This window comes from Pseudoalteromonas 'SMAR' (assembly GCF_048515945.1).
Classification (GTDB): domain Bacteria; phylum Pseudomonadota; class Gammaproteobacteria; order Enterobacterales; family Alteromonadaceae; genus Pseudoalteromonas.
On the sequence record NZ_JBLWMW010000018.1, the window covers coordinates 24,251 to 51,131 of the forward strand.

At 46.1% G+C, this 26,881-nt stretch carries 22 protein-coding genes; 16 read left to right on the forward strand and 6 right to left on the reverse strand.

What is annotated here, in order from left to right; genetic code table 11:
• Positions 1–208 precede the first annotated feature (208 nt).
• The 6 genes from ACNKW2_RS09385 (at position 209) to ACNKW2_RS09410 (ending at position 9,520) form a co-directional block, all read left to right on the forward strand.
• A complete protein-coding gene (locus tag ACNKW2_RS09385; RefSeq protein WP_419148321.1) occupies positions 209–1,018 on the forward strand; it encodes a phosphate/phosphite/phosphonate ABC transporter substrate-binding protein in 810 nt (269 codons plus the stop codon).
• Between the two features lie 21 nt (positions 1,019–1,039).
• Positions 1,040–2,689, forward strand: a complete 1,650-nt coding sequence (locus ACNKW2_RS09390; RefSeq protein WP_419148322.1) for a sensor histidine kinase — start codon at positions 1,040–1,042, stop codon at positions 2,687–2,689.
• Positions 2,690–3,036: 347 nt separating this feature from the next.
• A complete protein-coding gene (locus ACNKW2_RS09395) occupies positions 3,037–6,717 on the forward strand; it encodes a S8 family serine peptidase (RefSeq protein WP_419148323.1) in 3,681 nt (1,226 codons plus the stop codon).
• 209 nt (positions 6,718–6,926) lie between these two features.
• Positions 6,927–7,943, forward strand: a complete 1,017-nt coding sequence (locus ACNKW2_RS09400) for a sensor histidine kinase (RefSeq protein WP_419148324.1) — start codon at positions 6,927–6,929, stop codon at positions 7,941–7,943.
• On the forward strand, positions 7,936–8,634 hold the full coding sequence (locus ACNKW2_RS09405; RefSeq protein WP_419148325.1) for a LytR/AlgR family response regulator transcription factor: 699 nt from the start codon (positions 7,936–7,938) through the stop codon (positions 8,632–8,634). The genes ACNKW2_RS09400 and ACNKW2_RS09405 overlap by 8 nt, the downstream gene beginning before the upstream one ends.
• Before the next feature lie 19 nt (positions 8,635–8,653).
• Positions 8,654–9,520 carry an acyl-CoA thioester hydrolase/BAAT C-terminal domain-containing protein gene (locus ACNKW2_RS09410; protein ID WP_419148326.1) on the forward strand — a complete coding sequence of 289 codons (867 nt, stop codon included), beginning with the start codon at positions 8,654–8,656 and terminating at the stop codon, positions 9,518–9,520.
• Here ACNKW2_RS09410 and ACNKW2_RS09415 read toward each other — a convergent pair.
• Both ACNKW2_RS09415 and ACNKW2_RS09420 read right to left on the reverse strand, forming a co-directional pair.
• Positions 9,486–9,929 carry a helix-turn-helix domain-containing protein gene (locus ACNKW2_RS09415; protein WP_419148327.1) on the reverse strand — a complete coding sequence of 148 codons (444 nt, stop codon included), beginning with the start codon at positions 9,927–9,929 and terminating at the stop codon, positions 9,486–9,488. The two genes, ACNKW2_RS09410 and ACNKW2_RS09415, sit on opposite strands and share 35 nt — an antisense overlap.
• Positions 9,930–10,131: 202 nt before the next feature.
• Positions 10,132–10,317: a hypothetical protein gene (locus ACNKW2_RS09420; RefSeq protein ID WP_419148328.1), complete on the reverse strand. Its 186-nt coding sequence runs from the start codon at positions 10,315–10,317 to the stop codon at positions 10,132–10,134.
• Between the two features lie 144 nt (positions 10,318–10,461).
• On the opposite strand from ACNKW2_RS09420, the gene ACNKW2_RS09425 reads away from it, so the two are divergent.
• From ACNKW2_RS09425 to ACNKW2_RS09440, 4 genes are all read left to right on the forward strand, one after another.
• Positions 10,462–11,256, forward strand: coding sequence for a PhzF family phenazine biosynthesis protein (locus ACNKW2_RS09425; RefSeq protein ID WP_419148329.1), 795 nt, complete (start codon positions 10,462–10,464; stop codon positions 11,254–11,256).
• Between the two features lie 202 nt (positions 11,257–11,458).
• On the forward strand, positions 11,459–11,911 hold the full coding sequence (locus ACNKW2_RS09430; protein WP_419148330.1) for a YaiI/YqxD family protein: 453 nt from the start codon (positions 11,459–11,461) through the stop codon (positions 11,909–11,911).
• 8 nt (positions 11,912–11,919) lie between these two features.
• Positions 11,920–12,360: a GFA family protein gene (locus tag ACNKW2_RS09435; RefSeq protein WP_419148358.1), complete on the forward strand. Its 441-nt coding sequence runs from the start codon at positions 11,920–11,922 to the stop codon at positions 12,358–12,360.
• Positions 12,350–12,754: an ACT domain-containing protein gene (locus tag ACNKW2_RS09440; RefSeq protein ID WP_419148331.1), complete on the forward strand. Its 405-nt coding sequence runs from the start codon at positions 12,350–12,352 to the stop codon at positions 12,752–12,754. The genes ACNKW2_RS09435 and ACNKW2_RS09440 overlap by 11 nt, the downstream gene beginning before the upstream one ends.
• Positions 12,755–12,793: 39 nt before the next feature.
• Here the strand turns inward: ACNKW2_RS09440 and ACNKW2_RS09445 are convergent, their stop codons facing one another.
• Positions 12,794–15,223: a hypothetical protein gene (locus ACNKW2_RS09445; RefSeq protein WP_419148332.1), complete on the reverse strand. Its 2,430-nt coding sequence runs from the start codon at positions 15,221–15,223 to the stop codon at positions 12,794–12,796.
• Between the two features lie 75 nt (positions 15,224–15,298).
• Here ACNKW2_RS09445 and ACNKW2_RS09450 point away from each other — a divergent pair, with 75 nt between their 5' ends.
• Both ACNKW2_RS09450 and ACNKW2_RS09455 read left to right on the forward strand, forming a co-directional pair.
• Positions 15,299–17,056 carry an MFS transporter gene (locus tag ACNKW2_RS09450; RefSeq protein ID WP_419148333.1) on the forward strand — a complete coding sequence of 586 codons (1,758 nt, stop codon included), beginning with the start codon at positions 15,299–15,301 and terminating at the stop codon, positions 17,054–17,056.
• 47 nt (positions 17,057–17,103) lie between these two features.
• A complete protein-coding gene (locus ACNKW2_RS09455; protein ID WP_419148334.1) occupies positions 17,104–18,369 on the forward strand; it encodes a Xaa-Pro dipeptidase in 1,266 nt (421 codons plus the stop codon).
• Positions 18,370–18,417: 48 nt separating this feature from the next.
• On the opposite strand, the gene metG is transcribed toward ACNKW2_RS09455, so the two are convergent.
• Entirely contained in the window at positions 18,418–20,457 is a 2,040-nt protein-coding gene (gene metG, locus ACNKW2_RS09460; protein WP_419148335.1) for a methionine--tRNA ligase, read from the reverse strand.
• 197 nt (positions 20,458–20,654) lie between these two features.
• Between metG and apbC the strand changes: the two genes are divergently transcribed.
• The 3 genes from apbC to ACNKW2_RS09475 all read left to right on the forward strand — a co-directional run bounded on the left by apbC (position 20,655) and on the right by ACNKW2_RS09475 (position 25,053).
• Entirely contained in the window at positions 20,655–21,749 is a 1,095-nt protein-coding gene (gene apbC, locus ACNKW2_RS09465) for an iron-sulfur cluster carrier protein ApbC (RefSeq protein ID WP_419148336.1), read from the forward strand.
• Between the two features lie 2 nt (positions 21,750–21,751).
• The gene (dcd, locus tag ACNKW2_RS09470) at positions 21,752–22,336 is read left to right on the forward strand and encodes a dCTP deaminase (protein WP_336566126.1); all 585 of its coding nucleotides are present in this window, start codon (positions 21,752–21,754) and stop codon (positions 22,334–22,336) included.
• Between the two features lie 245 nt (positions 22,337–22,581).
• Positions 22,582–25,053, forward strand: a complete 2,472-nt coding sequence (locus ACNKW2_RS09475; RefSeq protein WP_419148337.1) for an EAL domain-containing protein — start codon at positions 22,582–22,584, stop codon at positions 25,051–25,053.
• On the opposite strand, the gene ACNKW2_RS09480 is transcribed toward ACNKW2_RS09475, so the two are convergent.
• Both ACNKW2_RS09480 and ACNKW2_RS09485 read right to left on the reverse strand, forming a co-directional pair.
• Positions 25,013–25,801, reverse strand: a complete 789-nt coding sequence (locus ACNKW2_RS09480) for a CLCA_X family protein (protein ID WP_419148338.1) — start codon at positions 25,799–25,801, stop codon at positions 25,013–25,015. The genes ACNKW2_RS09475 and ACNKW2_RS09480 overlap by 41 nt on opposite strands.
• Positions 25,801–26,421 (reverse strand): tRNA-uridine aminocarboxypropyltransferase, encoded by a 621-nt coding sequence (locus ACNKW2_RS09485; protein WP_419148339.1) that lies wholly within the window; start codon positions 26,419–26,421, stop codon positions 25,801–25,803. Before ACNKW2_RS09485 ends, ACNKW2_RS09480 begins: the two co-directional genes overlap by 1 nt.
• A 93-nt stretch (positions 26,422–26,514) precedes the next feature.
• Here ACNKW2_RS09485 and ACNKW2_RS09490 point away from each other — a divergent pair, with 93 nt between their 5' ends.
• Complete coding sequence (locus ACNKW2_RS09490; protein WP_419148340.1) at positions 26,515–26,853, forward strand: Hpt domain-containing protein; 339 nt, start codon at positions 26,515–26,517, stop codon at positions 26,851–26,853.
• Positions 26,854–26,881 lie beyond the last annotated feature (28 nt).

Genomic DNA, 26,881 nt, shown 5'->3' on the forward strand with positions numbered 1-26,881 from the left:
AAGGGTGACAAAGTACCAGCAAAAGGCTGGTACTTTGACGGCGTTAAGCTAGTCACCCTTAATGCATAATGCGGCAGTCGAAATCCTTTCTTTATTCGTATAAACCTTTGCAATAGCAATAATCCTGTCTAGGATTGAAGTAGTAAAAAAGTAATAAGACCAATTAATTAAGCGAATTGGTATAAATCCATAGGTTTGGAAGGCAGTTATGCAAAAGCTACTACTACTCATGTGCGCTCTGGCTAGTTTCTTTACAACGGCAGCCGAATTGAGTTTTGCCTTTGTGCCACAGCAATCTGCAGCGAAATTAGCAAGAAATTGGCAACCCATTATTGACTATATTAATGCCCATACTGGCGATCACTATGTGTTTAAAACGGCCAAAGATATACCTACCTTCGAGTCAAGAGTGTTGGCCGGTGAATACGATATCGCTTATATGAATCCATATCATTTTGTGGTCTTTAACGAGCATGCTGGTTATCAAGCGATAGCAAAACAAAAAGACAAGCGTATCAAAGGCATCATTGTGGTGGCAAAAGACGCACGCATTACACAATTAGAGCAACTACAAGATAATGTTATTGCGTTTCCAGCGCCGGCGGCCTTTGCTGCGAGCATCTTGACTCGAACTGAGCTCAGTGCCAGAGGTGTTGCTTTTCAACCAAGGTATGTTTCATCTCATGATTCGGTCTATTTAAATGTCGCCAAAGGATTCGCGGCGGCAGGTGGCGGCGTGATGCGGACGTTCAACAATACCGACGCGGCAGTTCGTGATAAGTTGCGGGTACTGTGGACCAGCAAAGGCTTCACACCACACGCTTTTGCTGCGAAAAGCACCGTACCCGAGAGTACCAAAGCGCGTTTACTTGCCGCGCTATTGTCTTTAAATGACTCTGAGCAGGGCAAAGCACTACTGCAAGCGGTTAACTTTAACGGTATTAGCCCAGCAACGAATGAAGACTGGTCAGACGTTAAATCCTTAGGCATTGACACGCTCATTGGTATCAAGCACTAGTATGTATGGAGCTTAACATCGATGGCTAAAGTTTCATTAAGAATTAAAACCATGATAGGCACCGCTGTGATTGAGGCTGTGTTGTTGACGGTACTGATTTTTGTGGTGATTGATTTTATGATGGAATCGGCCAACGATGCCATGAATAAGCGGGCGACCACCACCACGCAATTATTCGCCAGTGCCACCAAAGATGCTTTGTTATCCTTTGATTTAGCTACCCTAGACTCATTTACTCAAGAGTTATTGCAAAACCCTGATATTTTATACGTAAAAGTCCTCAACACAGATAAACAAATCATGTCTTTTGCAGGGGAGCAACTCTACCTGCAGCGCCAATTTAATGAGGATAACTTAGTCGAAACGGTTAGCGACGGTGTATTTGATGTCAAAGGCGAAATTTCTGAAGGCACCACTCAATTCGGCAGTGTGCAAATTGGGATTGATATCGGTGCAATTAACTCCTTACTGGCGAAATTAAAACGTTGGACAATTTCAATTGCCTTAATTGAGATGTTTTTTGTTGCCGTGTTTTCCTACGTATTAGGCGTTTATTTAACCCAAAATTTATACCGATTAAAAGCCCAAGCTCATCGCATTACGAATAATATTAATGCTGGGAAGTTCGATTTCTCTTGGTCTGCAATACGTAGTCAAGATGAACTGGAAGAGTTATCAAATGCCTTTGATGAGCTTTCGCAAACACTGTCGGAAGAGCACCAGCGGCGTGCTGAATATGAGGCGGAACTGAAGTCATTAAATGCTAACCTAGAACGCTTAGTTGCGCAAAGAACCGCTGAGTTACAGCAGCAAAACCTCGAACTTGAACAGCGAAACCAAGCCCTTGCAGCGGCGCAAAAACAGCTTGTCAACGCCGAAAAAATGGCGTCTGTGGGGCAATTGGCTGCTGGTGTTGCCCATGAGATTAACAACCCACTGGGTTTTGTTATGAGTAATCTTGAGGTGATGCAGCATTATCATCAAGAGTACATGGCGTTAACTCAACAAGCGCAACAGCAAATTCCCGCGAGCGACTATCAGCAGGCACTGCACACCTTGCTAAAAGAAAAAGATTTCACCTATATCAACCAAGATACGTCTGAGCTGTTACAAGAGTCGGTGATAGGACTACAGCGGGTGACCGCGATTGTCAAAGACTTAAAGCAATTTTCCCGTGCCGATGTGGATGAACGGCAAGCCTGTGATATTAACAATTGCATTAAAATCACCTTGAACCTAGTGGAAAATGAGCTTAAATACCATGTTCGTGTGATAACCGATTTAACTGAGTTACCCGCCGTGGAAGCCAATACTGGCAAACTAATACAAGTGTTCACCAATCTGTTTGTTAACGCAGCGCAAGCAATGTTTGAGGAAGGGGAACTTAAGATATCCACCCAGTTAGTCGGTGAAGAGGTGGTTATTAACGTGGCCGATAATGGCGTTGGTATCGATGATAAAGTGATTAATAAAATTTTTGATCCCTTTTTCACTTCCAAACCCGTGGGTCAAGGCACGGGCCTTGGCTTATCAATTAGCTACGATATTATCCGTGAAATTGGTGGCGACATTAGTGTTGCGAGCGAGATGGGGGTAGGTACTTGCTTTACTATTACGCTTCCTGTTTCGCAGGTGTGCAATACCGCCAGTGAGCCAGTAGACAATACCTAATCTTTACGGCTTCAGTATGGCAATGAAGTAATAAGGTTAACAAACTTATTGTGTTAATTAACGCTGATGGCAAAAGTTAACCTATTGGCAAGTCTCTTATTTGCGTATTTATTGTGCTAGCTGCCATTCTCTCGGACATAAAGTAGTCAGTTGTTTACGTTCTTTCACAAAGGGAATGTCCTTTTATTACAGTGGTTTAGGCTTATAATTGTCGGTGGTTGTTAAGGCTGTTTCCATTTTATGTATTTACTGTGTTGCTTGCTTGGGAATTATTACATTATATTGACGGTTCTGTTTCCGTAACGGAAATAGCAACAAGCAATAGTTAATATGCCCCAGGGGAAAACATGTCTAAAACAATAAGAATGTCTACTGTAGCAGCTGCCGTTGGCCTTGCTGTAGTATCTCAAGCCGCAGTGGCTGCACCAACGTTTGAAAAAGCGGTTCAGTCAGAACTCTTATCCAAAGCCAGCTACTCGCAACAAAAACAAATTGAATCCAAAACCCGTTACATTATCCAGCTTGAAGATGAGCCATTGGCAACCTACAGTGGTGGTGTGCCAGGGTATGAAGCAACATCAGCAGCTGCCACGGGCGAAAGCAAGCTTAATTTGCGTTCTGAGCCTGCAATTCAATACGGTGCTTATCTGAAACAAAAACAAAAACAGCTAGCTTCAAGTGCTGCTGCAGCCACAGGTACTCAGGTTCGAACGTCATTTAGTGCCTTATTTAATGGTATTGTAGTTGAGGGGCAAAGTGGACAGCTTGAAACCTTAGCTAAATTACCAGGTGTTAAAAAAGTATTCCTAGATACAGAATTTCACGCAGTGATGGATGCCTCGATTGACATCGTTAAAGGCGTAGAAGCATGGCAGAAATCTGGTGGCCAATCAGAGGCTGGTAAAGGCGTAAAAGTGGCGATTATTGACTCTGGTATTCGTCCTGAAAACCCGATGTTCTCGGATATCGGACTGTCGGCGCCGGAATTTACTGAGGAGCAGCTGGCGCATCTTGAACAAAATCCTGACTACTGTCGTGCCGATGCCGGGGATGAGGATTTTTGTAATAACAAACTCATCGTCGCTCGTGAGTTCTACCCACTACCAAGTGGTGTACACCCAGATGAGTACATGTCGCCACTGGGCTTCGATGCACACGGTACTCACGTAGCCGGTACCGCCGTGGGTAATCCTATTGAGATCACCTATCAAGGCAATGATGTTGAGCTTTCAGGTGTGGCACCTGCCGCACAACTATTGGCTTATAAAGCGCTATGGCATAAAGCGGATGGCCGCGCTAGTGGTACTACTTCGGCATTAATGTCAGCATTAGAAGCGGCCATTGCTGATGGCGCTGATGTCATCAACAATTCTTGGGGTGGTGGAGCTGGTGCAAACCCGGCTTCCAGTGCCTATGGTGAGTTGTTCAAAGCAGCTGAAGAAGCTGGTGTTGTGGTGGTAACTGCTGCAGGTAATGATGGTAATGGCCCTCAAACCATAGGTTGTCCAGGTTGTATCGAGTCGGGACTGACCGTTGCTAATACTCAAACTGGTCGTTTTTTCTCACAAACTATTGAAGTGGCAGGCCAATCATTTATCAGTACAGAGGGCAGCAACGGCTTACTAGAAAGTACTATGCAACTCCCTTTAGTTGCTGCGCATCATGTTGACCCAGAGAACAAAGAGGGGTGTTTCGACTACAGTGAAGGGGTTAGCTTCGCTGATTCTGTAGCATTTGTTTCTCGCGGTGAATGCTCTTTTGAGCAAAAAGCAGATAAAGCGGCGGCAGCTGGTGCTGAAGCAATTATTATTCATAATAATGGTGCTGGTGGCGCAATGGGCATGAGCATGGATGGCGCCACTATCCCAGCATCTTCAGTTAGCCTTGAAGATGGCCAAGCTATACTCGCGCTTCTGGAAGAGGCTGAAGATGCCTTAGTTGCTACTTTAGACCCAAGCATTAAACGCACGGTATTGGAGAAGTACACCGATGCAGTTAATCAATCTAGCTCTCGTGGACCTAACGGTGAGCCGAGCTTCTTAAAGCCTGATATTGCCGCTCCAGGTACAGCCATTCTTTCTGCTTTTTCACCAGATGAAGGAAATGGTTTAACGTTTAATGCGATTACTGGTACTAGTATGGCGAGCCCACATGTGGCAGGTGCTGCAGCACTTATGAAGCAACATCACCCAGACTGGAGTGCAGTGCAAATCAAGACGGCATTAATGAGTACCTCAAAGATGTCAGGCCTTCACAAAGAAGACCTAGTTACCAAGGCGGATGCATTTGATGTCGGTGCTGGTCGACTTGATATTCCAAGTGCACTAGCGGCGAGTTTAACTTTCAGCAAAGGCTCATATGCCGATCCTAGTTGCTTAACGGTGTGCAGCTTTGAAAACGTTGCCACTAACATGCTTGACGAAGAAGGTGAGTGGACGGGCACTGTTGTTACTGATATGGATGGTGCAGAAGTATCATTATCTCCAGCAACACTAACTTTAGGTGCGCATGGCTCTGAAACCGAATCAGCAACCTTTAACCTAGATATTGACACCACCTTCAATGTTAATAAAGGCTGGAACTTTGGTCACGTGGTGTGGACCCATAGTTCAGGTAAAGTAGCGCACCTTCCGTACGCTATTTACGATAAGGATAGCTCTGATGCAACAGTATTGAATGCCAATGTTGATGCCGATACGCTTAACTCTTACACACCAGCACGTATGTCGGTTGAATTTGATAACATGGCGTTTGCTGACGAGTTTGAAGTCGCGATTCAACTGGGTGAAGGGGCACAGTTACTGAAAGGCGCGCCTGTAGTTGACACAGCTACAGCTGGTAGTGGTGAGCTTAGTGTTGATAAAGCCAACAATACTATCCTCTGGAAAGGGTCAGTGGCACAGAGTTCATTAACTCTTACAGAAGATGACTTCTTGGGGGATTTGTCACTGACTCAGTTTGATATCCCAGCAGTGAAGTGTACGGACACCTGTGATGAAGTATCCTTTACTGTGAATGCACCGTTTAAGTTTGCTGGTAAAGAGTATTCTGCATTCACTGTATCAGATAATGGCTTTATTGCCGTAGGCGCTGATGTCGATACCAATGGCTCTTACGCACCACAAGCGATGCCAGATATGCAAGCACCTAATGGTGTAATTGCACCACTTTGGGCTGACTTTGATTTGGTTGGTGGTACCGGTGGCGGTGAGCTATACATCGGGGCACTAAGCGATGCCGATGATAATACATATCACATCGTTGAGTGGCATAAAGCACAGCTTTGGGGCGGCGATGGCACGGAGTACACTTTCCAAGTGGTGATTAAGGAAGGAACTGATGAGATCCGCTTTAATTACATCGATGTGCCAGCACTGCCTGCCAGTTACACAGCAGGTGTAGAAAGTGTTGATGGTACTTTAGGAGACACCATTACGGCGCCACAAGGGCTTGGTCTTGCAAAAGGCTATGTGATTAACCAAGTTGCTGGTGGTAAGGTAAATATCGATTACCAAGTGGTGGCAAATAATAAGAGCCATTATACAGCTGCAGATGTCGTCACCACGGATGAAGAAGAAACCGTTAACATTGCAGTGCTCGCCAATGACTTAGGTGAATCACGCTTTAGCTTTAATGCTAAAGTAACCTCTGAAACCTCAACGGAAGCCTTCATTGCAAACAAAGGCGTGCGTGTTGAAGGCAGTTTACAAGCTTCAACAGTGAAAGTGGTTGATGCACCAGCAAATGGTGAACTGACTGTTAAGGAAGATGGTACTATTGACTATACACCGAATACTGGTTTTGCTGGTGAAGACAGCTTTACTTACACGGTTCGTGAAGCTTCGGGTTTAACGTCAGAGCCAACCATGGTTACGGTTACGGTTAATGACACCATTGCTGATCCACAACCGACTCCAGACGTTTCACCTGAGCCGGATAATAGCTCGTCTGATTCATCTGGTTCACTGGCTTGGTTAGCCTTGCTTGCAGCTCCTTTTGCAGCGCTAAGACGCCGTAAAATCAAGTAATAGCTAAACGCTACACACCGAAAAGCCAGTTACTGTTATAGGTAACTGGCTTTTTTGTTTGCGCAATGCTTAGGAATTGAAAGCCAAGCCCTAGATAGATTTTTAAGATGACCATTGAGACAGTAAAATTGACCATTAAGCGCATAATTAGATGATCTTTTAGCTGCCAGCTGTACTATTCAGGCTATGGGTAACAACTTGTAAATATTATGGAATTGCGTTTACATCGAACAGAGCAACTGACTATTTTACTGCTGGTTGGCATGGTCAGCCTTGCGATTAGTGCCACAGATTGGCTACAGCGCGGCATGGTTATATCGGCGAATTTATTTGCCGCGGCGCTGGCAGCGGTAGTGTTACTGTATTGGCTGCCAATGATCACTGCCTATGTGACAATCGTTAGGCTCAAACTGCGCTTGTGGTTGTTGCAGTTGCTCACCTTTTATATTGCCATGGTGATAGGTTGCTGGTGCTGGGGGCAGCTTCGCAGCCACTTACTCGGCACCGAGGAGCTGGGTTTATTTGCAGCCCTAGGTATTGCCTTACCTTGGTCAAGTGGTATTTATCTGATAGTAACGTTTTACCTGTCGCAGCAAAGTCTTAAACAAGAAAAACAGCAGCGCCAACTGGCCGAAATTAAGTTGTTACACAGCCAGCTTAATCCCCACTTTATGTTTAATAGCCTCAATACCATTGCCGCATTTGCTGACACTTCGCCAAGCACGACCCAAAAATTAGTTCATAACTTGGCGGCGGTATTGCGCTATTCAATGCAGTATTCAACAACCGCTGCCAAGGCTCAGACCCAAGTGACTTTGGCCGATGAGCTGGTGGCATTAAATCAGTGGTGTGAAATAGAGCAATGTCGCTTTGGCAAAGACTTGGTGGTTACTTTTGATATTGACGAAAGGTTACTAAATTTAATGCTTCCCCCGATGATGCTGCAGCCAATTGTGGAAAACGCCATTAAACATGCTAAGCACAAACCTTTGCATGTCACCGTGTCTGTGCAACAGCAAAAGCAACATGCGCAGTTTACTGTGATGGATAATGGTATTGGCTTTAGTGACAAGGCGTTAGCTGAGGTTGGTCGTTCAGGTTATGGTCTTTCAATTACGCGTTCACGGCTTCAGCTTGAAGCCGCAGCGAACTTGGCCATAGGCAACCGCCCCGATGGTGGTGCAGAGGTCAGTTTCATGCTTCCTGTGGAGGTGGTAAATGATTAAGCTGGCCATTGTTGAAGATGAACTCCCCGCTTTAGAAAAACTAAAGCAGCAGCTCGCTGGCTTACCCCAGTACCAGCTAAGTTACTGTTGTGGTGATGGTGAGACGTTATTGCAGGCCATACCACAGCGTGCTGTGGATATTGTTTTAATTGACATTAATTTGCCAGGAATAAATGGCATTGAGTTAGTTCAAGCGTTACACCGGATGCAATCCCAAGTGAAAGTGATTTTTACCACCGCTTACAGTGAGTTTGCCGTCGATGCCTTCACTTTAGGTGCGGTGGATTACTTATTAAAGCCGTACACGGATGAGCGCTTAGCACTGGCTTTGTCTCGCGCGCAACGCCCCCAAGCAGGCACCACGTCAGAGAGCTTACCGAGTAAATTAGCAGGTAAAACCGCCTTTATAAATGTTGCGGACATCGAAGTAGTTAAGCTTGAGTATGGTCAAGCCATTGCCTATTGCAACAATCAGCGATACCCATTGCAAGGCTCATTGGATGCGTTGCAAACAAAACTACCTTCGCCTTTTTTGCGGGTGCATCGTGACACCTTGGTGAATCAAGCGGCGATAACTGATTTACAGCGTTGGCCCAGTGGCGGCTATCTGCTGAAATTTAAGCAATGTCAGATCCAAGTGATCACCAGTCGTAACGGGGCGAGATTGCTTAAACAGCGACTCAATCTCTAATAATCAAAAGGTAATAAAAATGACAAAGAAACTAATGCCAGTAGTGATGGTAGGGGCCCTTGCGGCTTGTTCAAAGCCAAATGTGCCGGATGTTAAACAGCAATTTATTGAAGGTGACCAGCCGCGTCCACTGGTGGTTGTGCTAGGTGGAAGTGAAGGGGGCAATACCTTGGCCGAGCCGCATTGGCAGCCGTTTTTAGATGGTTTTAATCATATAGGCACTCAGGTAGCGGCGCTGGCTTACTATGGCTCTCGCGGAACTCCCGCCAGTGCGGCCGAGTTGTCGCTGAATTCGATTGCTGAGCGCATTAAGACGCTCACGGAAGATCCCAGAGTGAATCCTCAGTGCGTTGCTGTGGTTGGGTTTTCTAAAGGGGCTGAGCTGGCACTGTTGTTAGGCGCTCATTTTGAAACCATTAATCATGTGGTCGCCATTATGCCTACACACGTTAGTTGGAATGCCGTAAAGACTGTAACCTCTCGTGCAAGCTGGGTACTTGATAACCAAGCCTTGGATTATGTCAATGCTCCTTTGCTGTCTTGGCAAATGCAAAAGGGCAATTTTACCGGTGAATTTACACCAGCCTTTACAAGGGCGCTTGCAGTGGCATCAGCGGATGATATCGCCGAAGCTCGAATCGCGGTGGAGAAAACCAATGGTCCGGTGATGCTGGTCTCGGCAAAACAGGATGAGGTGTGGCCCTCTTATCAAATGGCACAAAACATTGAACAACATTTACAGCAGAGCGGTTTTGCGCAGCCATTTCAGCACCTAGCATTAGAAGCTGGGCATTACAGCTTTAATAAAGCGGTGCAAGTTCAAGTGCATGATTTTTTACAAACCACCTTGCTTAACACTTGTCATCTTGATGACAAACAGAAATAGTGCATTGCAACACCTTAGCCTGACTGGTAATAAGGCCGGTGTAGCGTTTTGGCGTTATACCTAATAGTGCCTTAAGCTCGCGCTGTAAGTGGGCTTGATCGGAAAAGTGACAAGCCAGTGCAACGTCTGCGAGGGAAGCGTGGGGGTGTTGCTTAAGTATGGTTTTCACCTTACGTATGCGATAAATACGCGCTAAGCACTTTGGCGTCAGGCCGCATTGCTTTTTGACCTGTCTTTCTAATTGGCGTTGGCTTAATGGCGTATGTTGATAGGCTAATGGCAGCAGCTCCATAGCGGTAATGCGCTGAATAAAGCGTTGGCTCTGAGTCATTGCTGCTGGCGGGGAGGTAAAGTTCATGTAGGGCGTTAACAGTTGTTCTAGGTTTGCCAAAGATGGTTGCACCTGCATTTGCTTGGTCACCTTTTTTAGCAGTTCAGGTTGCAGCAAAGGATGTTGGCTAGCACTTAAATAGCGGTATACGCCAGGTTGAAAACGTATCCTGTAATTGTGGGCACAACCTGGCTTTACTCAGTAAAAATTGAATAAAAACGACACTGTCTTACAGTTGAATTGAACATGCCGAGCCAGTTAGAGCGGCTCGGCTGGTTGACTAACGCATAAAGAAGGCGACGAGGAACACCGCAACGGAGGCAATGGCAAACATGGTGTATTCGGTTACGGTTTGCTTGTGTTTATCCTTGTCATTTTTTGGTGTGGTTAGGATCATTAGCAAGCTGGTGATAAAAAGTGCCAATGAATACAAACATAAAAGAGAAAGGAACACTTCAGTGAACATATAAGCCTCGACTGTTTTATTGATAAATTGTTTACGAGTTAGCGGCTGAAAGGGATCAGGTAACTGCGTATAACCAAATACATTTGCGTTAGATTACAAAGCATTATACCGTGACTTTAGCCGTTTCTAAAAGGAGGAAAGTAGATGGAAATAGCCTACTACGTGGTGGATGCTTTTACACGCAAGCGTTTTGCTGGTAACAGTGCCGCTGTGGTCGAATTTTTGCATTGGCCGGATGATGCGATATTGCAAAATATTGCAGCCGAAAACAACTTATCGGAAACCGCATTTATCAAACCTGATGGGAAAAATCGCTACCATATTCGTTGGTTTTCACCGCTGTGCGAAATTGACTTTTGCGGTCATGCAACCTTGGCCAGCGCTTACGTATTATTCAACTGCAAAAATAACCAAGGTACGCTGACCTTTGAAACCAAAGCCGTAGGCACACTTCGAGTAGAGCAGCAATCAGATGGCCGTATTGCCATGCAATTTCCTAATCTCGCCCCAACTCCCGTTGACCCGCCTGCAGCGTTAGTGTCTGGCTTAGATCAAACACCGTTGAAGGTATTGAAAAATCGCCAAGCCTACGTTGTCGTCTTAGCGGATGAGCACAGTGTACGACAATGTCAGTATCGCAGTGATGACCTTAAGCAGTTGGCACCCTATGATGTCGTCATTACGGCACCGGGACAGGAATATGACTTTGTTTCCCGCTATTTTTGGCCTGCCAATGGCAGCGATGAGGACCCGGTTACCGGCTCCATTCACGCCGCATTAGCGCCATATTGGGCAAAGCAGCTAGGGCGCAACAAGCTTCGTGCATGGCAAGCTTCGACACGGGGAGGGGAGTTGTTTTGTGAAGTAACAGCGCAGCAGGTGGTGATCTCAGGCTTTGGGGTACTGTATGCCAAAGGGGTTTGTTTTATTGATGAGTAACAAAGGCTTATTGCAGGTGAAGTGAGGGCTGCAAACAGGGCTCGCATCTTTATGATTGGCATCTGAACTTCGTGCTCAGTGTCCGTTAACGTGCGAGCTTAAGTTTACATTGTTGTGAAGATTTCCAGCAATGCCACATAAAGGGTGAAGTAGGATGAGAATTCCAGTATCTTAGCCATAAGAAATACAGTAAAGAAAGACTATGACAAAACAAATTTGGGTCGACGCCGATGCCTGTCCGGTGGTGATAAAAGAAATGCTTTTTCGTGCCGCGGTACGAGCATCCGTCACCGTTACCTTGGTGGCTAATCAGTACTTAAAAACTCCGCCATCTCCATTTATTCAAAAGCTGCAAGTGCCAAAAGGCTTTGATATAGCCGACAACGAAATTGTCAAACGCGTAGGAGCCGGTGATTTGGTGATCACCGCAGATATTCCTTTGGCCGATGAAGTGATTGATAAACACTGCACGGCGCTCAACCCCCGCGGTGAATTGCTAAGCAAAGAAAATATAAAGTCGCGGCTGAATATTCGAGACTTTATGGACACCATGCGTGCCTCAGGCGTACAAACTCAAGGTCCGCCGCCATTGTCACAAGCAGATAAACAAAATTTTGCTAATCAGCTAGATAAGTGGATAGCGCAAAACAAATAAGGAGTATGATGACCTATCAAGCGAGCTGTTTATGTAACACTGTAAAAGTTGAAATCACCGGCCCTATCAGTGACATTATTCATTGTCATTGTTCCTTATGCCGGAAATCATCAGGGACGGCGTATGCCACCAACGGCTTTGTGCAAACGGCCGACTTCACTATCGTCTCGGGATTAGAGTCACTGGGCTCGTTTCAATTTAAGCCCGGTCGCACTCGCTATTTTTGTAAGCACTGTGCCAGTCCCATCTACAGCGCCAACGCAAGCGATCCGGCACGGCTAAGGCTGCGTTTAGGCATTTTAGATTCAGATATTGCAGAGCGACCACTGTCGCATAACTTTGTGTCATCAAAAGCCAACTGGGATGACCTCGATGCGGTATTACCTCGCTACGATGCTTTTGAGCCATCAAGAGATCTCACAACCACGGGAGTAAATAATGAGCGGTGAAACCGATTTAGCCTGTTTATTGCAAGATATCTCACCACGTTTAGAGTGCACTCCGGTGGTTTTTTGCACCTTAGATAAACCCCTGAGTGCCTGTCTCGACTATGAGCCCATCGCCACCATGGTTGAAAAGGAAGGCTTGACTCTGGTGGTGACAAAAGCATGTGCCGATAAACACCAGCTGGAATACAGTTGTGTCATGCACAAGATCACCTTAGAAGTACACTCGAGCTTGCTGGCCGTGGGCTTAACCGCCGCGTTTGCTCGCGCATTAACCGCTGAGAACATCAGTGCCAATGTCATCGCAGGCTTTTATCACGATCATATTTTTGTTCCCGAAAACCATGCTGAGCAAGCGTTACGGTGTTTGCAAGCCTTGTCAAAGGCGCAGTCATGAGCGGCGACTCACCGCCGCTTAACATCCTTAGTGCCATTGTTACCAATTACGGCGCTCCACCAGTCTGATGGGTTCACCATCAACATTAACTTCGGCAATCACTTCAATCAGGCCAGACTTTGCTTTGGCTGGTGCTGCAACAGCAAACTTGAGCTGTTGGTAGGGCGAAAAGCTGACAGCTTTTTGCCACAATGGCTGTTTGTTGCTGAAGTCTTGATAAGCAATAAAGTTGACGGTTACATGGCCCGAAGAGTCGCCAGAGTAGGGACCCGACAGTTCGAAGGTGATGGTTTCGCCAATGTTAATGGCCATATTTACCCCATCAAATGGCGGCGCTTGAGTATCAAGCTCGGTGCGATGATTTAGACCCAACCAGCTGATGGCCAAATTGTGTGCTGCGGCGTCAGGAAGTTCTATTCTATGTTCGCCACTAGCCAGTTGTAGCGCCTCAGACACACTGGAAAGTGTCACAGTGGCGGTGTGACGACTGGGGTTATTAAGGTAAAGATAATGGCGTCCCTGATGAAAGTATGTCCGAACATCTATTCCACTGAGTGCTAACAATGCCTTATCACCCAGATGAGTGCGCCAACGTTTAAGGGTAGTAGTCATGCTGTTGACGTCATTATTATTGATGCGGTTGTAGCTCAGTTTATTAAACCAATCACTAAGCTGTGATTGACACTGTGGCAGTTCAGACGCAAAAGAAACACAGGTTGAAAACAGCTGGTTTAGTAGTGGAGCATGGGCAAATAACCAAGGGTTCGCTGTATGAGTTTTTGCAGCGCTCGAGCGGTGAGCGGCAAAGTATGGGGTAATGCTGTGATTATTATTGCGCCCTAATAAACTTATCTGAGACAGGTTTAGCTCATCGAGTGCCAGAGTTGGGTGATCAAACCGTGCCTGTTGCTGATGATGTTCACTGGTTAAGGTAATGGCGAGACCCTCGTTGCTTTGGTGTAAGTTAATGCCCAGTTGCAGAGTCTGTTTTATTTCTTTGAGCAGCTCTGGTTGCAATGCCATCACTTGGGTGGGAAAAAGGTTAAGATTACTGCTGACTTCTAATTTAACGCCATCAACAATCACAAACTGCAGCAAATTATCTTGGCTAAAGTCAGCGGCTTGGGCTTCCAGTTTACCAAGCTTTACTTCATCGCTAGTGCTGTGTTGTTGCAGCTGCAATGCCATGCCTATGTCACCACGATGGAGTTGCTCACTTTGAAATTGTATTAGGGCGGCAATGCCTTGCTTGTCTTGGTTGATAATCAGTTTATTGTAAGGTGGTGCAGGGAAGTCCATAACAGCATGGTTTACTTCACCGAAGCTTGGCTCAATATCAAGTCGTTGTAGTTTGTTGCTGCTGCTATTGCGTAGCCAATAGGCGTTGCCACTTTGCTCCCACGGGCCATTAACAATATAAAAGCTGGGTTTGGCGGTGTTAACAAAGTCAGCAAAATCAATTTCAAGCTGCTGCCAATTGGGAAAGGTCGACTTTAACAAGGCATTTGCTGTAGGTAGGGTCGCTTCTGAGTGCGGATTTGCAACCATAAGCTCGCTAATAAAGCGTTTAAAGTAGTGGTAACGCTGTGGATCTGTCAGCAAGAAATGAATAATGAGAAAGTTGAGACCACGCTTAAGCGCGGGGTCGTCATTAATTTCCTCAAAAGTGGGTTGTCCGGCTTGGTGGTATTGATATAAGCCTGAGAGTAGGTAGTTCATTGGAGCGCGGTCAAACACCATAACAGCCAGCTGGTTGGTGTTGGGATAATAGACATGGCTGGCAATGGCATCGGCCATGCCTTCAGTGATCCAGTTTGGCGCCCACGTTGAATGACCCGATAAGGCCATATGAAAGGCATGCATGGTTTCGTGGATCACGATATATCTTTGATGATGGTGGCGATGGCTAGGAAAATTATAGCCGGCACGGTTGTAAAACATGGTTTCTCCTCCGGCATGTTGATGCACACCGCGAGTAAAACCGTCGTCGAGCATGGCTTCGCGAGTGCGCTCTCGAGAGCTACCATAAACAACCGCAATACGTTTTTTATCAATCCCTGCAGGTGCCTTGCCAAACAACTCAACATAATGGGGGTAAGACATCTCCAGCAGCTCTAAGTAAAGCCTGACCTTGCGCTCGGGTAAATCACTTTTTAGCGCGAAGTGTTTACTTATCCACCAGTCATAACCTCTCGAGTTATGAATTTTGCCATCGCTGAAAGTGGCGGGGATCCGTTTACCAAGATGCTGTATATCGATGTGGTTCAGTGTGCTTACGCGACCACTGACTTGAACATCGGCTCGCATTTGCAAAGGACTTGGAATACTCGAAGGCTTGGTTGCGGTGATCCCACAGCCACTTAAAAATATAGCAGTAACGACTGAAAACAGGCGGCACAGCAGGCGTAGCCTTTGTTTAGGGTACGCTGAGGCAAGCCCCAAAAGGTGAAGAAGAGGTTGAAAAGACATTATGTTTTGCTCTTATCTTTAATTTATGTATATTGTATGCAATATAATCTAACAATAAAATAATGGAATGTCATTATGAATAATCAACAAAATGGCACAGCGGTAAACACTGACATGGCCATGCTAAGGCAAGGTAAATTTGCCTTCGGCCGCACTTTTTATATTGCCAATATCATGGAAATTTTCGAGCGCCTCGCCTGGTATGGCTTTTTTGCGGTGTCATCGATTTACATGACCACACCTAAGTCACAAGGCGGCATTGGCTTTAGCGACATAGAGCGAGGAGCGGTGCAAGGGATCATCCCGTTTTTTCTTTACTTATTGCCGGTGTTCACCGGTGCCGTTGGTGATCGCGTGGGTTACAAAAAAATGTTCTTATGGGCATTTATTATTATGGCTCCAGGCTATTACTTATTGGGTCAAGCACAAAGTTTTTGGAGCTTTTTTGCCGCGTTAAGTGCCGTGGCATTTGGTGCTGCCTGTTTTAAGCCCGTGGTTGTGGGGACGGTAAGCCATAGCACCCACGATGGTAATCGTGCCTTAGGCTTTGGTATTTTTTACACCATGGTCAACATTGGCGGTTTTATTGGGCCTTTGGTTGCAGGCTACATGCGTGCCATTAGTTGGGATGCCGTATTTTTGATGTCAGCTGGATGGATCCTACTGAATTTTATTACCCTGTTGTTTTACCAAGACCATACGCAAAAGAGCCAGCTGTCGTTACGCGACACCTTTAAATCGGCGCAGTCGGTTTTAGGTAATGGCCGTTTAGCGTTGACACTGTTTTGTTCGTTGGCACTGCTGATGTCGGCTGGGGTTGAGTTTATCAGTTATACCTCGGCGTTTAGTTTGATTGCACTGTGGCTGTTGACAAACTGGCTTTGGGATAACTATCTGCGCGCTTCGGCACTCAACGCATCAAGCTGGTGGCGACAACCAACTCAGGTGAGTAATCCAACCTTTGCGTTGTATTTGTTGATTTTGGCTGGCTTTTGGACCGTTTATAATCAGTTATTTTATACCTTGCCGTTATATATTCGCGATTATGCCGACACTCAAGACCTGTTAAGGTGGTTTGGTCCTGCTGCAACTGAGTTTTTAGCTCACGTCAATGTCGCTGCATTAGCAGACGAAATCATCGCACTGTTTGCCCGGATCCAAGCTGAGGAAGTGCTTAACCTGGAAGCGTTACGCCTACAGTGGGTGCATTTGAAAGTCAATGTGCCCATTACCGAGCTTGAGTTACTGGTCAGCTCCCTGACCAACACACACCAACTTGGTGAGTCGCTGAGCTTAGCGCAAGCCAATGAAATGGCTCATGGGCTGGTGCAATATCGGCAAATTAACCCAGAGTATTTGATCAATTTAAACTTTATCATGATTGTGTTGGCGCAAATCCTTGTCAGCATTTTGTGTCAAAGGTTTAAGCCTTTTTATGTTTTAGTATCTGGGTTAGTGGTCATTGTTGCGGCGTTTTTATTGCTGCTAATGGGGGCCAGTTGGATCAGCGGGCAACTGGTGGTAAGCGTGATTATTTTAATTGCTTTAGGGGAAATGTTGGCTTCGCCAAAGAGCCAAGAGTTTGTCGCGAGTATCGCACCTAAGTCTCAGACGGCGCTGTATATGGGCTATTATTTTGTCTCCATGGCACTGGGGTTCTTGTTTGCGGGATTTTTATCCGGTTGGAGCTATAAAGTATTGGTGCAAGAGATGGCGCAGCCTAAGCTGATGTGGGGGTTATTTGCTGTGATTGCCGCTTGCACCGCCATTGCATTATTGTGGCTCAATGGTGTGATAAATAGACAGCGTGTTACCTCAGTTGGTCGTGATTAGTTGTTGGCGAATGGTTTAGCTCCTACACTGGCAAAAAAGGAGAAGTTATGAACAAACGAATACTCACAACCATTGCTCTGTGTTTTTGTCATTACGCTCAGGCGGAAAGTTACGTCATTAATGCTGAAGCGGCACTCGATGTGGTCAGCGGCAAAGTGATTTCGCCAGCGACATTAATTGTCACTGACAACAAAATCACCTCATTAACGAAATCCAATCGCATGGCGTACCCTCAAGGGGCGAAGGTGATCGATCTGCCAGGCAAAACCTTATTGCCTGGTCTTTATGATATGCATGTCCACCTTACTTCAGATGCCCAAGTGCACGGCTACAAAAGGCTGCAGCGCACAGCTCCTCGAGCTGCCATTACTGGCGTGAGAAACGCCCAGCGAACACTGCAAGCGGGCTTTACTTCGGTGCGCAACTTAGGGGCAGCAGGTTATGCCGATTTTGCTCTTCGTGACGCCATCCGTGATGGCGATGTAACTGGGCCGCGGATCAACGCTTCAGGACCCTCGCTTGGGATCACCGGCGGCCATTGCGACAATAATCTGTTGACCCATGAACACCAAGTAAAAGCGGCTGGGGTTGCCGATGGCCCATGGGCGGTACGCGCGAAAGTGCGCGAGAACATTAAATATGGCGCCGATGTTATTAAGTTCTGTGCCACAGGTGGTGTGTTGTCAAAAGGCACTAAAGTTGGGGCGCAGCAATACTCTCAAGAAGAAATGACGGCACTGGTCGCTGAAGCTAACCTTAGGGGAATAACCGTGGCTGCCCATGCTCATGGTACCGAAGGCATTAAAGCGGCCATTCGTGCCGGTGTGGATTCTGTTGAGCACGTCAGCTTTGTTGATGACGAGGCGATTCAGTTGGCAAAACAGCAGGGCACTTATTTCTCAATGGACATTTACACCACCGAATACATTCTTGCCGAGGGCGAAAAAGCAGGGATTTTGCAAGAAAGCTTAGACAAAGAGCGCACCGTGGGTAAAACCCAGCGTGCTAGCTTTACTAAGGCATTAGAGGCCGGCGTGAAGATGGTGTTTGGCTCAGATGCCGGTGTTTACCCTCATGGCGACAATGGCAAACAATTTAGTCGTATGGTGCAGTTTGGTATGACTGAATTACAAGCCTTGCAAGCGGCCACTATTAATGCCGCGACCTTACTGCAACAACAACAGCAGCTAGGTTCATTGGAGGTGGGTAAGTTGGCCGATATTATTGCCGTTTCGGGTGATCCGTTAAACGACATTAGGGTAATGGAAAAGGTCAGCTTTGTGATGAAAAACGGTGAAATTGTCAAACAGTAAGCAAGCCAGATTGTGCAGCAGCATTGCTGCACAATCCAACTTAAACTCTTACATTACCCGCATACCCGGCTTTGAGCCTTCGTCAGGGTTTAAGATGTAAATTTCTTTGCCACCAGGTCCTGCAGCTAAAACCATGCCTTCAGATAAACCAAAGCGCATTTTACGCGGTTTAAGGTTGGCCACCATCACGGTGTGTTTGCCAATCAAGTCTTCAGGCGCATACGCGGCCTTAATGCCCGCAAACACTTGGCGTGTTTCTCCACCTAGGTCTAACGTCAGCTTTAACAACTTATCGGCGCCATCAACATGCTCTGCATTGGCGATTTTGGCAATGCGCAGGTCAACTTTAGCAAAGTCATCAAATTCAATTTCAGCGGCGATGGGCTCTTTTACTAAAGGACTGTCTGGGTCTTTGGCTGGGCTTGATTGACCACCGACTTTTTTCTCTAAGCTTTCTTTTGAGGATTCAATCATGGTGTTGACTTTATCCATATCCACGCGCTGCATCAGTGCCTTAAACTTATTGATGTCATGATCAACCAATGGGCTTGAAAGAGTAGACCACTGCAGCTCAGTATTCAGGAACGCCTCAACATTGGCGGCCATACCAGGCAGAATGGGTTTTAAGTAAGTCATCAAGACACGGAATAGGTTGAGCCCTAATGAGCAAACTTGGTGCGCCCGCTCTAGGGTGTCTTCGTTTTTAGCCAGTACCCATGGCGCCTCGGCGTCGATAAACTGGTTTGCTTTGTCAGCTAAAGTCATGATCTCGCGCACAGCACGACTGAATTCACGATTTTCATAATGCTCAGCAATGGTGTTTTGGGCGTCGCTAAAGCTTTTCAGCAGGGCCTCATCCATAATGGTGCTGCTCAGCTTGCCGTCAAACTTCTTAGTGATAAAGCCGGCACAGCGACTGGCAATATTCACCACCTTACCAACCAAGTCAGAATTTACTCGTTGTGCAAAATCTTCTAAGTTGAGATCCAGATCGGTCACGCCACTGTTTAGTTTCGCCGCGTAGTAATAACGAAGATACTCAGGGTCTAAGTGTTCTAAATACGTGCGTGCTTTAACGAAGGTGCCTTTAGATTTAGACATTTTGGCGCCATTAACGGTAACAAAGCCGTGAGCAAAAACATTGTTTGGCTTACGGAAGTTCGCGCCTTCAAGCATTGCAGGCCAAAATAGGCTGTGGAAATAAATGATGTCTTTACCAATAAAATGATACAGCTCAGCATCAGAGCCTTCAGCCCAAAACTCTTCAAAATTAAGACCTTGCTTATCGCATAGGTTTTTAAAGCTGGCCATGTAGCCGATTGGTGCATCTAGCCAAACGTAAAAATATTTCCCCGGTGCGCCTGGGATCTCAAAACCAAAGTAGGGAGCATCACGGCTAATGTCCCATTGCTGCAAACCGTCGGCAAACCATTCATCGAGTTTGTTAGCCATTTCTGATTGCAAGCTGCCAGAGCGCAACCAAGACTTCAACATATCTTCAAATGCTGGCAAGTCGAAGAAGTAGTGCTCTGAGTCTTTTAAGATGGGGGTAGCACCAGACATAACTGATTTTGGCTCAATCAACTCAGTTGGGCTGTAGGTTGCGCCACAGACATCACAGCTGTCGCCGTTTTGTTCTTCGGCTTTACAGGTTGGGCAGGTGCCAGTGACAAAGCGATCCGGTAAGAAAATGTGCTTTTCAGGGTCAAATAACTGCGAGATAGTGCGCTTTTTAATGTACCCTTTATCATCAAGGCGAGTGTAGATAAGCTCGCTTAGTTCGCGGTTTTCTTCGCTATGGGTACTGTGATAGTTGTCAAATTCAATATTGAAATCGGCAAAATCGCGTTGGCGTTCAACACTGACCTGCTTCACCATTTCCTCGGGCGTGATACCTTGTTTTTGCGCGTTGAGCATGATCGGTGTGCCATGGGCATCATCGGCGCAAACATAGTAAGTTTCATGACCTTGGAGCTTTTGAAAGCGGGCCCAAATATCGGTCTGGATGTACTCCAGCAAATGGCCTAGGTGAGTAGGACCATTGGCATAGGGTAGTGCACTAGTAATGAGAATTTTTCTCTTCGTCATAACGATTCCATGAATTTGGCGCGATTTGTTGTTTTATTGATAATGTCAGTGGCCAGCTTTATCACCAGCAAAAGCCTGGCTACAAAAATGAGAACTCACCACCGAATATATCGTGAACCGCGAATTGACTGGTTTTAATGAAGTGAATGTTACATAATTCCGAGGCTATTTTCATCATCCTTAGGAGTTTAATTTTTATGTTTGGACTGGAAAAGTGGTTCGCTAAAGGAAAAAACAGCAAACAAGTTGTTGCAGAACTTCTAAAGGGATACCGCAGTGCCGTTTTGCCTGTGGGGATCGATAGTAATTGGATAGTCAAGGTTGCAGACAATAAAGACACGCTGACAGTCAGTATTAACCTGCCTTTTGCACTTAATTGTGAGCAACAGCTCAGTGAGTTTCTCAGTAATAAACTCGACCAACCAGTGGTAGTAAACACTCAAGTGGTGGTGGTTGGACGCCCTAAATTTAAAGCCATTAAGCACATTATTTTGGTGGCTTCGGGCAAGGGCGGCGTGGGTAAGTCGACGTCTGCGATTAACCTCGCATATGGTTTATCTGCGCAAGGCGCCAAAGTGGGGGTGTTGGATGCCGATATTTATGGCCCGTCTTTGCCAAGCTTGATGGCCATGGGTAATGCAAAACCGCAAGCAAAAGATGACAAAACATTATTACCGATTGAACGTCATGGCATTAAAGCGATGTCAATCGGCTTTTTAGTGGCAGCAGAAGATGCCACCGTGTGGCGCGGCCCTATGGCTTCTCAGGCATTAACACAGCTATTAAATGAAACCGATTGGGGCGAGTTAGATTATCTGATTGTCGACATGCCCCCTGGTACTGGCGATATTCAATTAACCATGACTCAAAAAGTGCCGGCCAGTGGTGCTGTTATCGTCACAACACCTCAGACTCTGGCCTTGGCCGATGCGCAAAAAGGCATTGCCATGTTTGAAAAGGTGCAGTTGCCGATTTTAGGTTTGATTGAAAATATGAGCTATTTCAACTGTCACCACTGTGGTGGTCGCAATGATATTTTTGGTGCCGCTCAAGGTACTGAACTGGCGAGCCGTTATGGCGCGCCATTGTTGGCTGAAGTGCCTTTACACGACAGCATTCGCAACGCCACCGAGTCGGGTGACAATATTATCGCCACGCAGCAATCCGGGGACGCAAATGCTGCCCATCAGGTGGCGGATCATTATGTCGATTGTGCCCAACTGGTGGCCAGTATGTTATATTATCAATCAGACTCAACATCGGGTGTTGAGGTTGTGATGACGGAAGATTAACAATGAGATTATCGGATACCCATATTCGAGAAGCAATAGAGCAGCAACGAATCGTAATAGAGCCGACGCCAAAGCCAGAAATGATTTCTGGCGTGACGGTGGACCTTAGGCTAGGTAATAAGTTTCGCGTGTTTCAAGACCACGCAGCACCCTACGTTGATTTAAGTGGCCCGAAAGAGCAAATCAATGCCGCCATGGAATCCATCATGAGTGATGAGATTGTGTTAGATGAAGGCCAAGCTTTTTTTCTTCATCCCGGTGAACTGGCGTTAGCCATGACCTATGAAAAAGTCACCTTACCTGCCGATTTAGTCGGGTGGTTGGATGGTCGTTCGTCATTGGCTCGTTTGGGTCTAATGGTGCATGTCACGGCGCATCGTATCGACCCAGGTTGGTCGGGCAATATCGTGTTGGAATTTTATAATTCTGGAAAGCTGCCATTGGCACTGAGACCAAACATGAAAATTGGTGCGATGAGTTTTGAAACCATGACCAGTGTCGCTGAGTTTCCTTACAACGAACGCAAAGACGCCAAATACAAAGATCAAAGCGGCGCCATCGCTTCTCGAATTAGCGACGACAGTTAAACACCATGCTCGTCAACGACTAGGTTGGCGAGTTTTCTCTATTGTCCGCGAACACCCTGTCCAATCTCCTGTTACATCATGAAACAGCCAGCGAGTTGTGTTTTATTCACATAGCAACCATACTTGAGAATGTATTATTTAAACAGCAAGCCGATTTGGGCTTGTTTGTTTTTTAGGTAAATAATAGCGAATGCCATTAACCTGTTAGTGTTAGTGGTAAGGTGCGATACTCAAGGAGATAGGGTATGTGGCTGAGCGTAGCAAGGCAGGCGCTAATAGCAGTCTTTTTAGCTGGTGCTTTACTTGCCATGGTCTTTCCAGGTGTTGCCAGTGATGATAATAAAACACAACAGATAAATACCCCTGTGGCGACATTTGCTATTGCGTACGGGGAGTTAAGTAATGCACAATTTGCGCCCCTTGAAAGCCAGTTTTACGTGCCCAAAGCGCAAGCAGTTTGGCTAAAAGCCAACATCAATGAGACCAGATTAAACGAAGACGTTGTCCTTACTGTGGAGCGGCCATTATTAGGTCAGGTTGCGTTTTATCACCGCGATAGCGCAGGAAGCTTATCCCCGTTGGATGGCGAACACGTCTCCACATCGCTACGTCACTTCTCACCCCACTTAATCGTACACGAGCCGAAGCGACTGCAACACGTATACATCAAGATCACTTCTCCGTATCGATCGCAGTCGCAGATCTCGCTTACTTCCTACGCTAACTATCATAGTCAAGTCGACAACCGTCTGTTTGCCAGTGGGGTGTTTTCTGGGGTGTTATTGCTGTTGAGCGTTTACATGTTCGCCACTGGGCTATTGTCAAAAAGAGCAAGCCTACTCTCGATTGCAGGCTACATCTTGTCATTAGGCGGGTTTTATATTATTCATCAAGGCTTGACAGACGTTTTCTTTAGCTATCAAACCAGTCTCGCGATTATGCAGTACAGCAGCAGTTTATTGGCTGCGGCGCTGGGTTGTTGTTTATTATTTTTCTATCACTTTTTAGTTCGACGACGATTAACTGGCACCATCAACACCATGACGCAAAGCATGGCTTATGGTTACTTGTTGGTGGCCGCAGTCATTGTGTTCAGTGCCGGTCAGCTCGCGTTTGCAGTGCAAGCGGTATTGGTTTTGGTGGCGCTGGCCGTTGCCATGGCTGTGTTGTTGCAACAACAGCAAGGCAATCGCAAAGAAGTGTGGTTTTGTGGGGTAGTGTGGATGCCAATTCTGCTTCTGATGGGGCTTTTTGCCGTGGGACAATTAACCAGAACCATGCTGTTGTCCACTTCTTTGACACATCTATTGGTGTCATCGCACTTGGTGTTATTGTTAGGGTTTGTGGTTTGGCACGACAGTGAAAGTCGCAGGAACTTTATTAAATATACTCGAGTGGATAAAGACACTGAGTTGCCCAATAAGTTTGCCCTGTTAACGGCACTGGAAGAGCTGGAGCTTAAAAATAAAGCGCATACTTTACTGTTATTTAAACCGCTGATACTGCCTACCATCAAACTGAACTTTGGCCTGAGCTTTGCCAATCAATACATCAACAAATTGTTCAAAAAGGTCTCTCAGCAAATCAATACTTATGGTAACGCGGCGATCGCCAATCCGGTCGACACAGAGATTTATCGCTTAGAAGAGGATGTATTTGCCATTATCCTCGATGGTAAGATTGAAGTGAGTCAGGTCGAGCAATATGTCTGTATTCTTTGTTCAGTATTTGAAGAAGGAGTGGGTTTTAAAGACACCAAAATAGTAGATAGCCTTGAAGTTGGGGTAGCCAATCACCCTATGCATGCTAAAACGACTGAAAAATTAGTGCAACGAGCACTGCAGGCTCTCAGTACCAAATCGCAAAATGGTCAACGCTGGCATTTATTTGACGTTGAAAACTCAATGTCTTCCGAGCGTCAGTTGCAACTGAGTTCGCACTTAAAAGGGGCCATTGAGCAGAATCAATTTAGTTTGTTTTTTCAGCCACAAGTGAACCTTACGACAGGCAAAGTCTTTGGTTCAGAGGCGTTATTGCGCTGGCTGCACCCTGATTTTGGGTATATTCCTCCGGATGAGTTTATTCCCATCGCTGAGTCCTCAGGCCAGATTTTTGAAATAACCGAATGGGTGTTAGAGCAGGCCTTGCATTACCAAGCGCAGATCACTCAAGTGATGCCCGATCACGTTATTTCGATAAATATTTCCGGTCGTGACTTAAACCGCAGAGAGCTTTCAGTGCAATTGATCACCCTCATTAATGAGTTATCCTTAGCGCCATCGCAAATCATGATAGAAATCACCGAGTCGGTAACCATAGGCAAAGAAGCTGAGCTAAAAGGGGTGTTGGACGACTATCGCTCCATTGGCGTAAAGGTGGCCATTGATGATTTTGGCACCGGGTATTCCTCGCTTGCTTATTTGAGTAAGCTTGGTTTCGATGAATTGAAAATAGACAAAAGCTTTGTCATGGATATTGAAACCTCTAAAAGCAATCAGACCATCTGTAAGGCGACTTGCGATATGGCCCATAACCTTGGCTCTAAAGTCGTGGCTGAAGGGGTGGAAGACGTTAATAGCTATATTCGTTTACAAGCCTATGGCTGTGATTACGCCCAAGGGTATTTTATTTCGCGGCCATTGCCCTTTAATGAATATATTAGCTGGCTGACCAAGGTCAGTGATTCTGATGATATAAAATCTTTCCTAGTTCGTTAAAGTACCCCAGCAAGGGGGCTGCACAACGTGCCAAGTGCTTTTGGCTGGGATAAAGCCCCAAGCGTTCAAGCTCCGAGTGTTTAATTCCCGAGGCCAGAAAGTCATTGGAAATATCGCCATGATAGGCAATGATCGCTTCAAACATCCGTGCGCTGAGCTCTTCGGGCATGGCGTAGTAAATTTGCTTATTGGCTTGATCGGCTACTTTTGCCACGCTAAAAAAGTCACTGGGTCGTTGTCTATCGGGCTGTAAAAAGGTGTTACTAAAATAGTTATCCAGCAAACGATTTAGTGCGTGAGGCTTTACCTGTTTAGCTCTAAGCCAGGCCGCGGAAGCAAAGCCATGACTGGGTTTGGTAATCAGGTGCTGACAAATATAGTGATCAAAGGCGTGCCACCATTCATGGGCTAGAGCGCCACCGCCGGCGTTTTTTGCTAATGCTAAGGTATTGGAGCTGGCACAATAGTGGGCTTGCACACCAGGCTGGCCGCCACTGCCAAAGGCAAAGTTTAGGGTGTTGCGTAGGCCAATGGTTGTGGGTGGCAGCTGCAGTATTTGAGCCAAATCGGCCAGCGCATCATAAATTAAATTGGCAGAAATGTGTTTTTCTTCTGGCTTCACCCAATGACCTATGGTCATGGTTTTAAAACCAAAAGTGTATTTTATTTCGGCAAAATCCACTTGGTCGCCAAAGCGGTAGTCTGGCCCATGGCGTTTAAAGCCGCGTTGTATTCTCGGAAGCTTCATTATTTATTTTGATAGCGGCTACGGACATCGGGTGTCATAAATTTCATTTGTTGTTCCACCATGCCTTGCTGTAGCGTCAATAACGAGGTGACATCACAGCCTTCGACCAGCTCTAAAAAGCGTGCACAGGCCTCTAATGTGGATAAACTAAACTCATGCTTAGATTTACGAATGGTGTAGAGACTTTGATCATGAGTCGCGAAGCTAAAGCTGGGTAAATCATGCAGCCAGTGATTACTTTGATACAGCCGAGTGGCTTTTTTCCAGGTGCCATCCAAGATAATAATGGTATCCAGCTCGAGCTTTTCAGCCGCGCCTGCAGCGAGTGTTTGTGCGTGTTTATTGGGGTAAAGTAACGCCGCCTTGCGGTTAGCAAGGTAGCTTTGCACAGCGCTAAAATCTGCGGCGGTTTCACCGACGACTAGCTGAATGTGCTGTAACTGTAACGTCAGTAATTTTGCGGTGTTTTTTGCTACTTTGGTTTCGCTGGGGTGCTGCAAAATCACCACTTCAATGTGGTTATTAAGGGGTTGGCTTAGGTAACTACAGACACAAGTCGTAACAGGAAAATCACAAGATGGACAAACCGGACGCTTCATAACACTGGTAATTTTATTCATTTCGCTGCATATTATCATATATGCCAGCATATTACTTTGCACTTGCTGGTGACTTTACTAGCATTAATGTAGCGCAAAGCCATAAGGACAGTTATGTACATCGAAATTGATGAAGAAGCACTTGAGAACATGAAAATGTTACTTGGGGAGCAGTTCGAGGAAACCGTGATTTTCTGTTGCTCTGAGTTTGAGCGCTTGGAATCAGAATTGATGCTGAATTTAAACAAAGACAAAGAAGCCGCAATTCGTCATGCTCATAGCTTAAAGTCCAATGCTCTACAGTTTGGCGCTAAAAGCTTGAGCGAGGTGGCCCGGACTATCGAACATGGCCTTACTTCGGGCGATGAAGCCGCCACCACAGAAGCCCTTGATAAGCTGGCACACCAAGTTGCAGGCTCCAAAACTAGACTGCAACAATGGCTAGCGGCTTAACCCCGTCTGCATACGCTTTAGCCAGCTC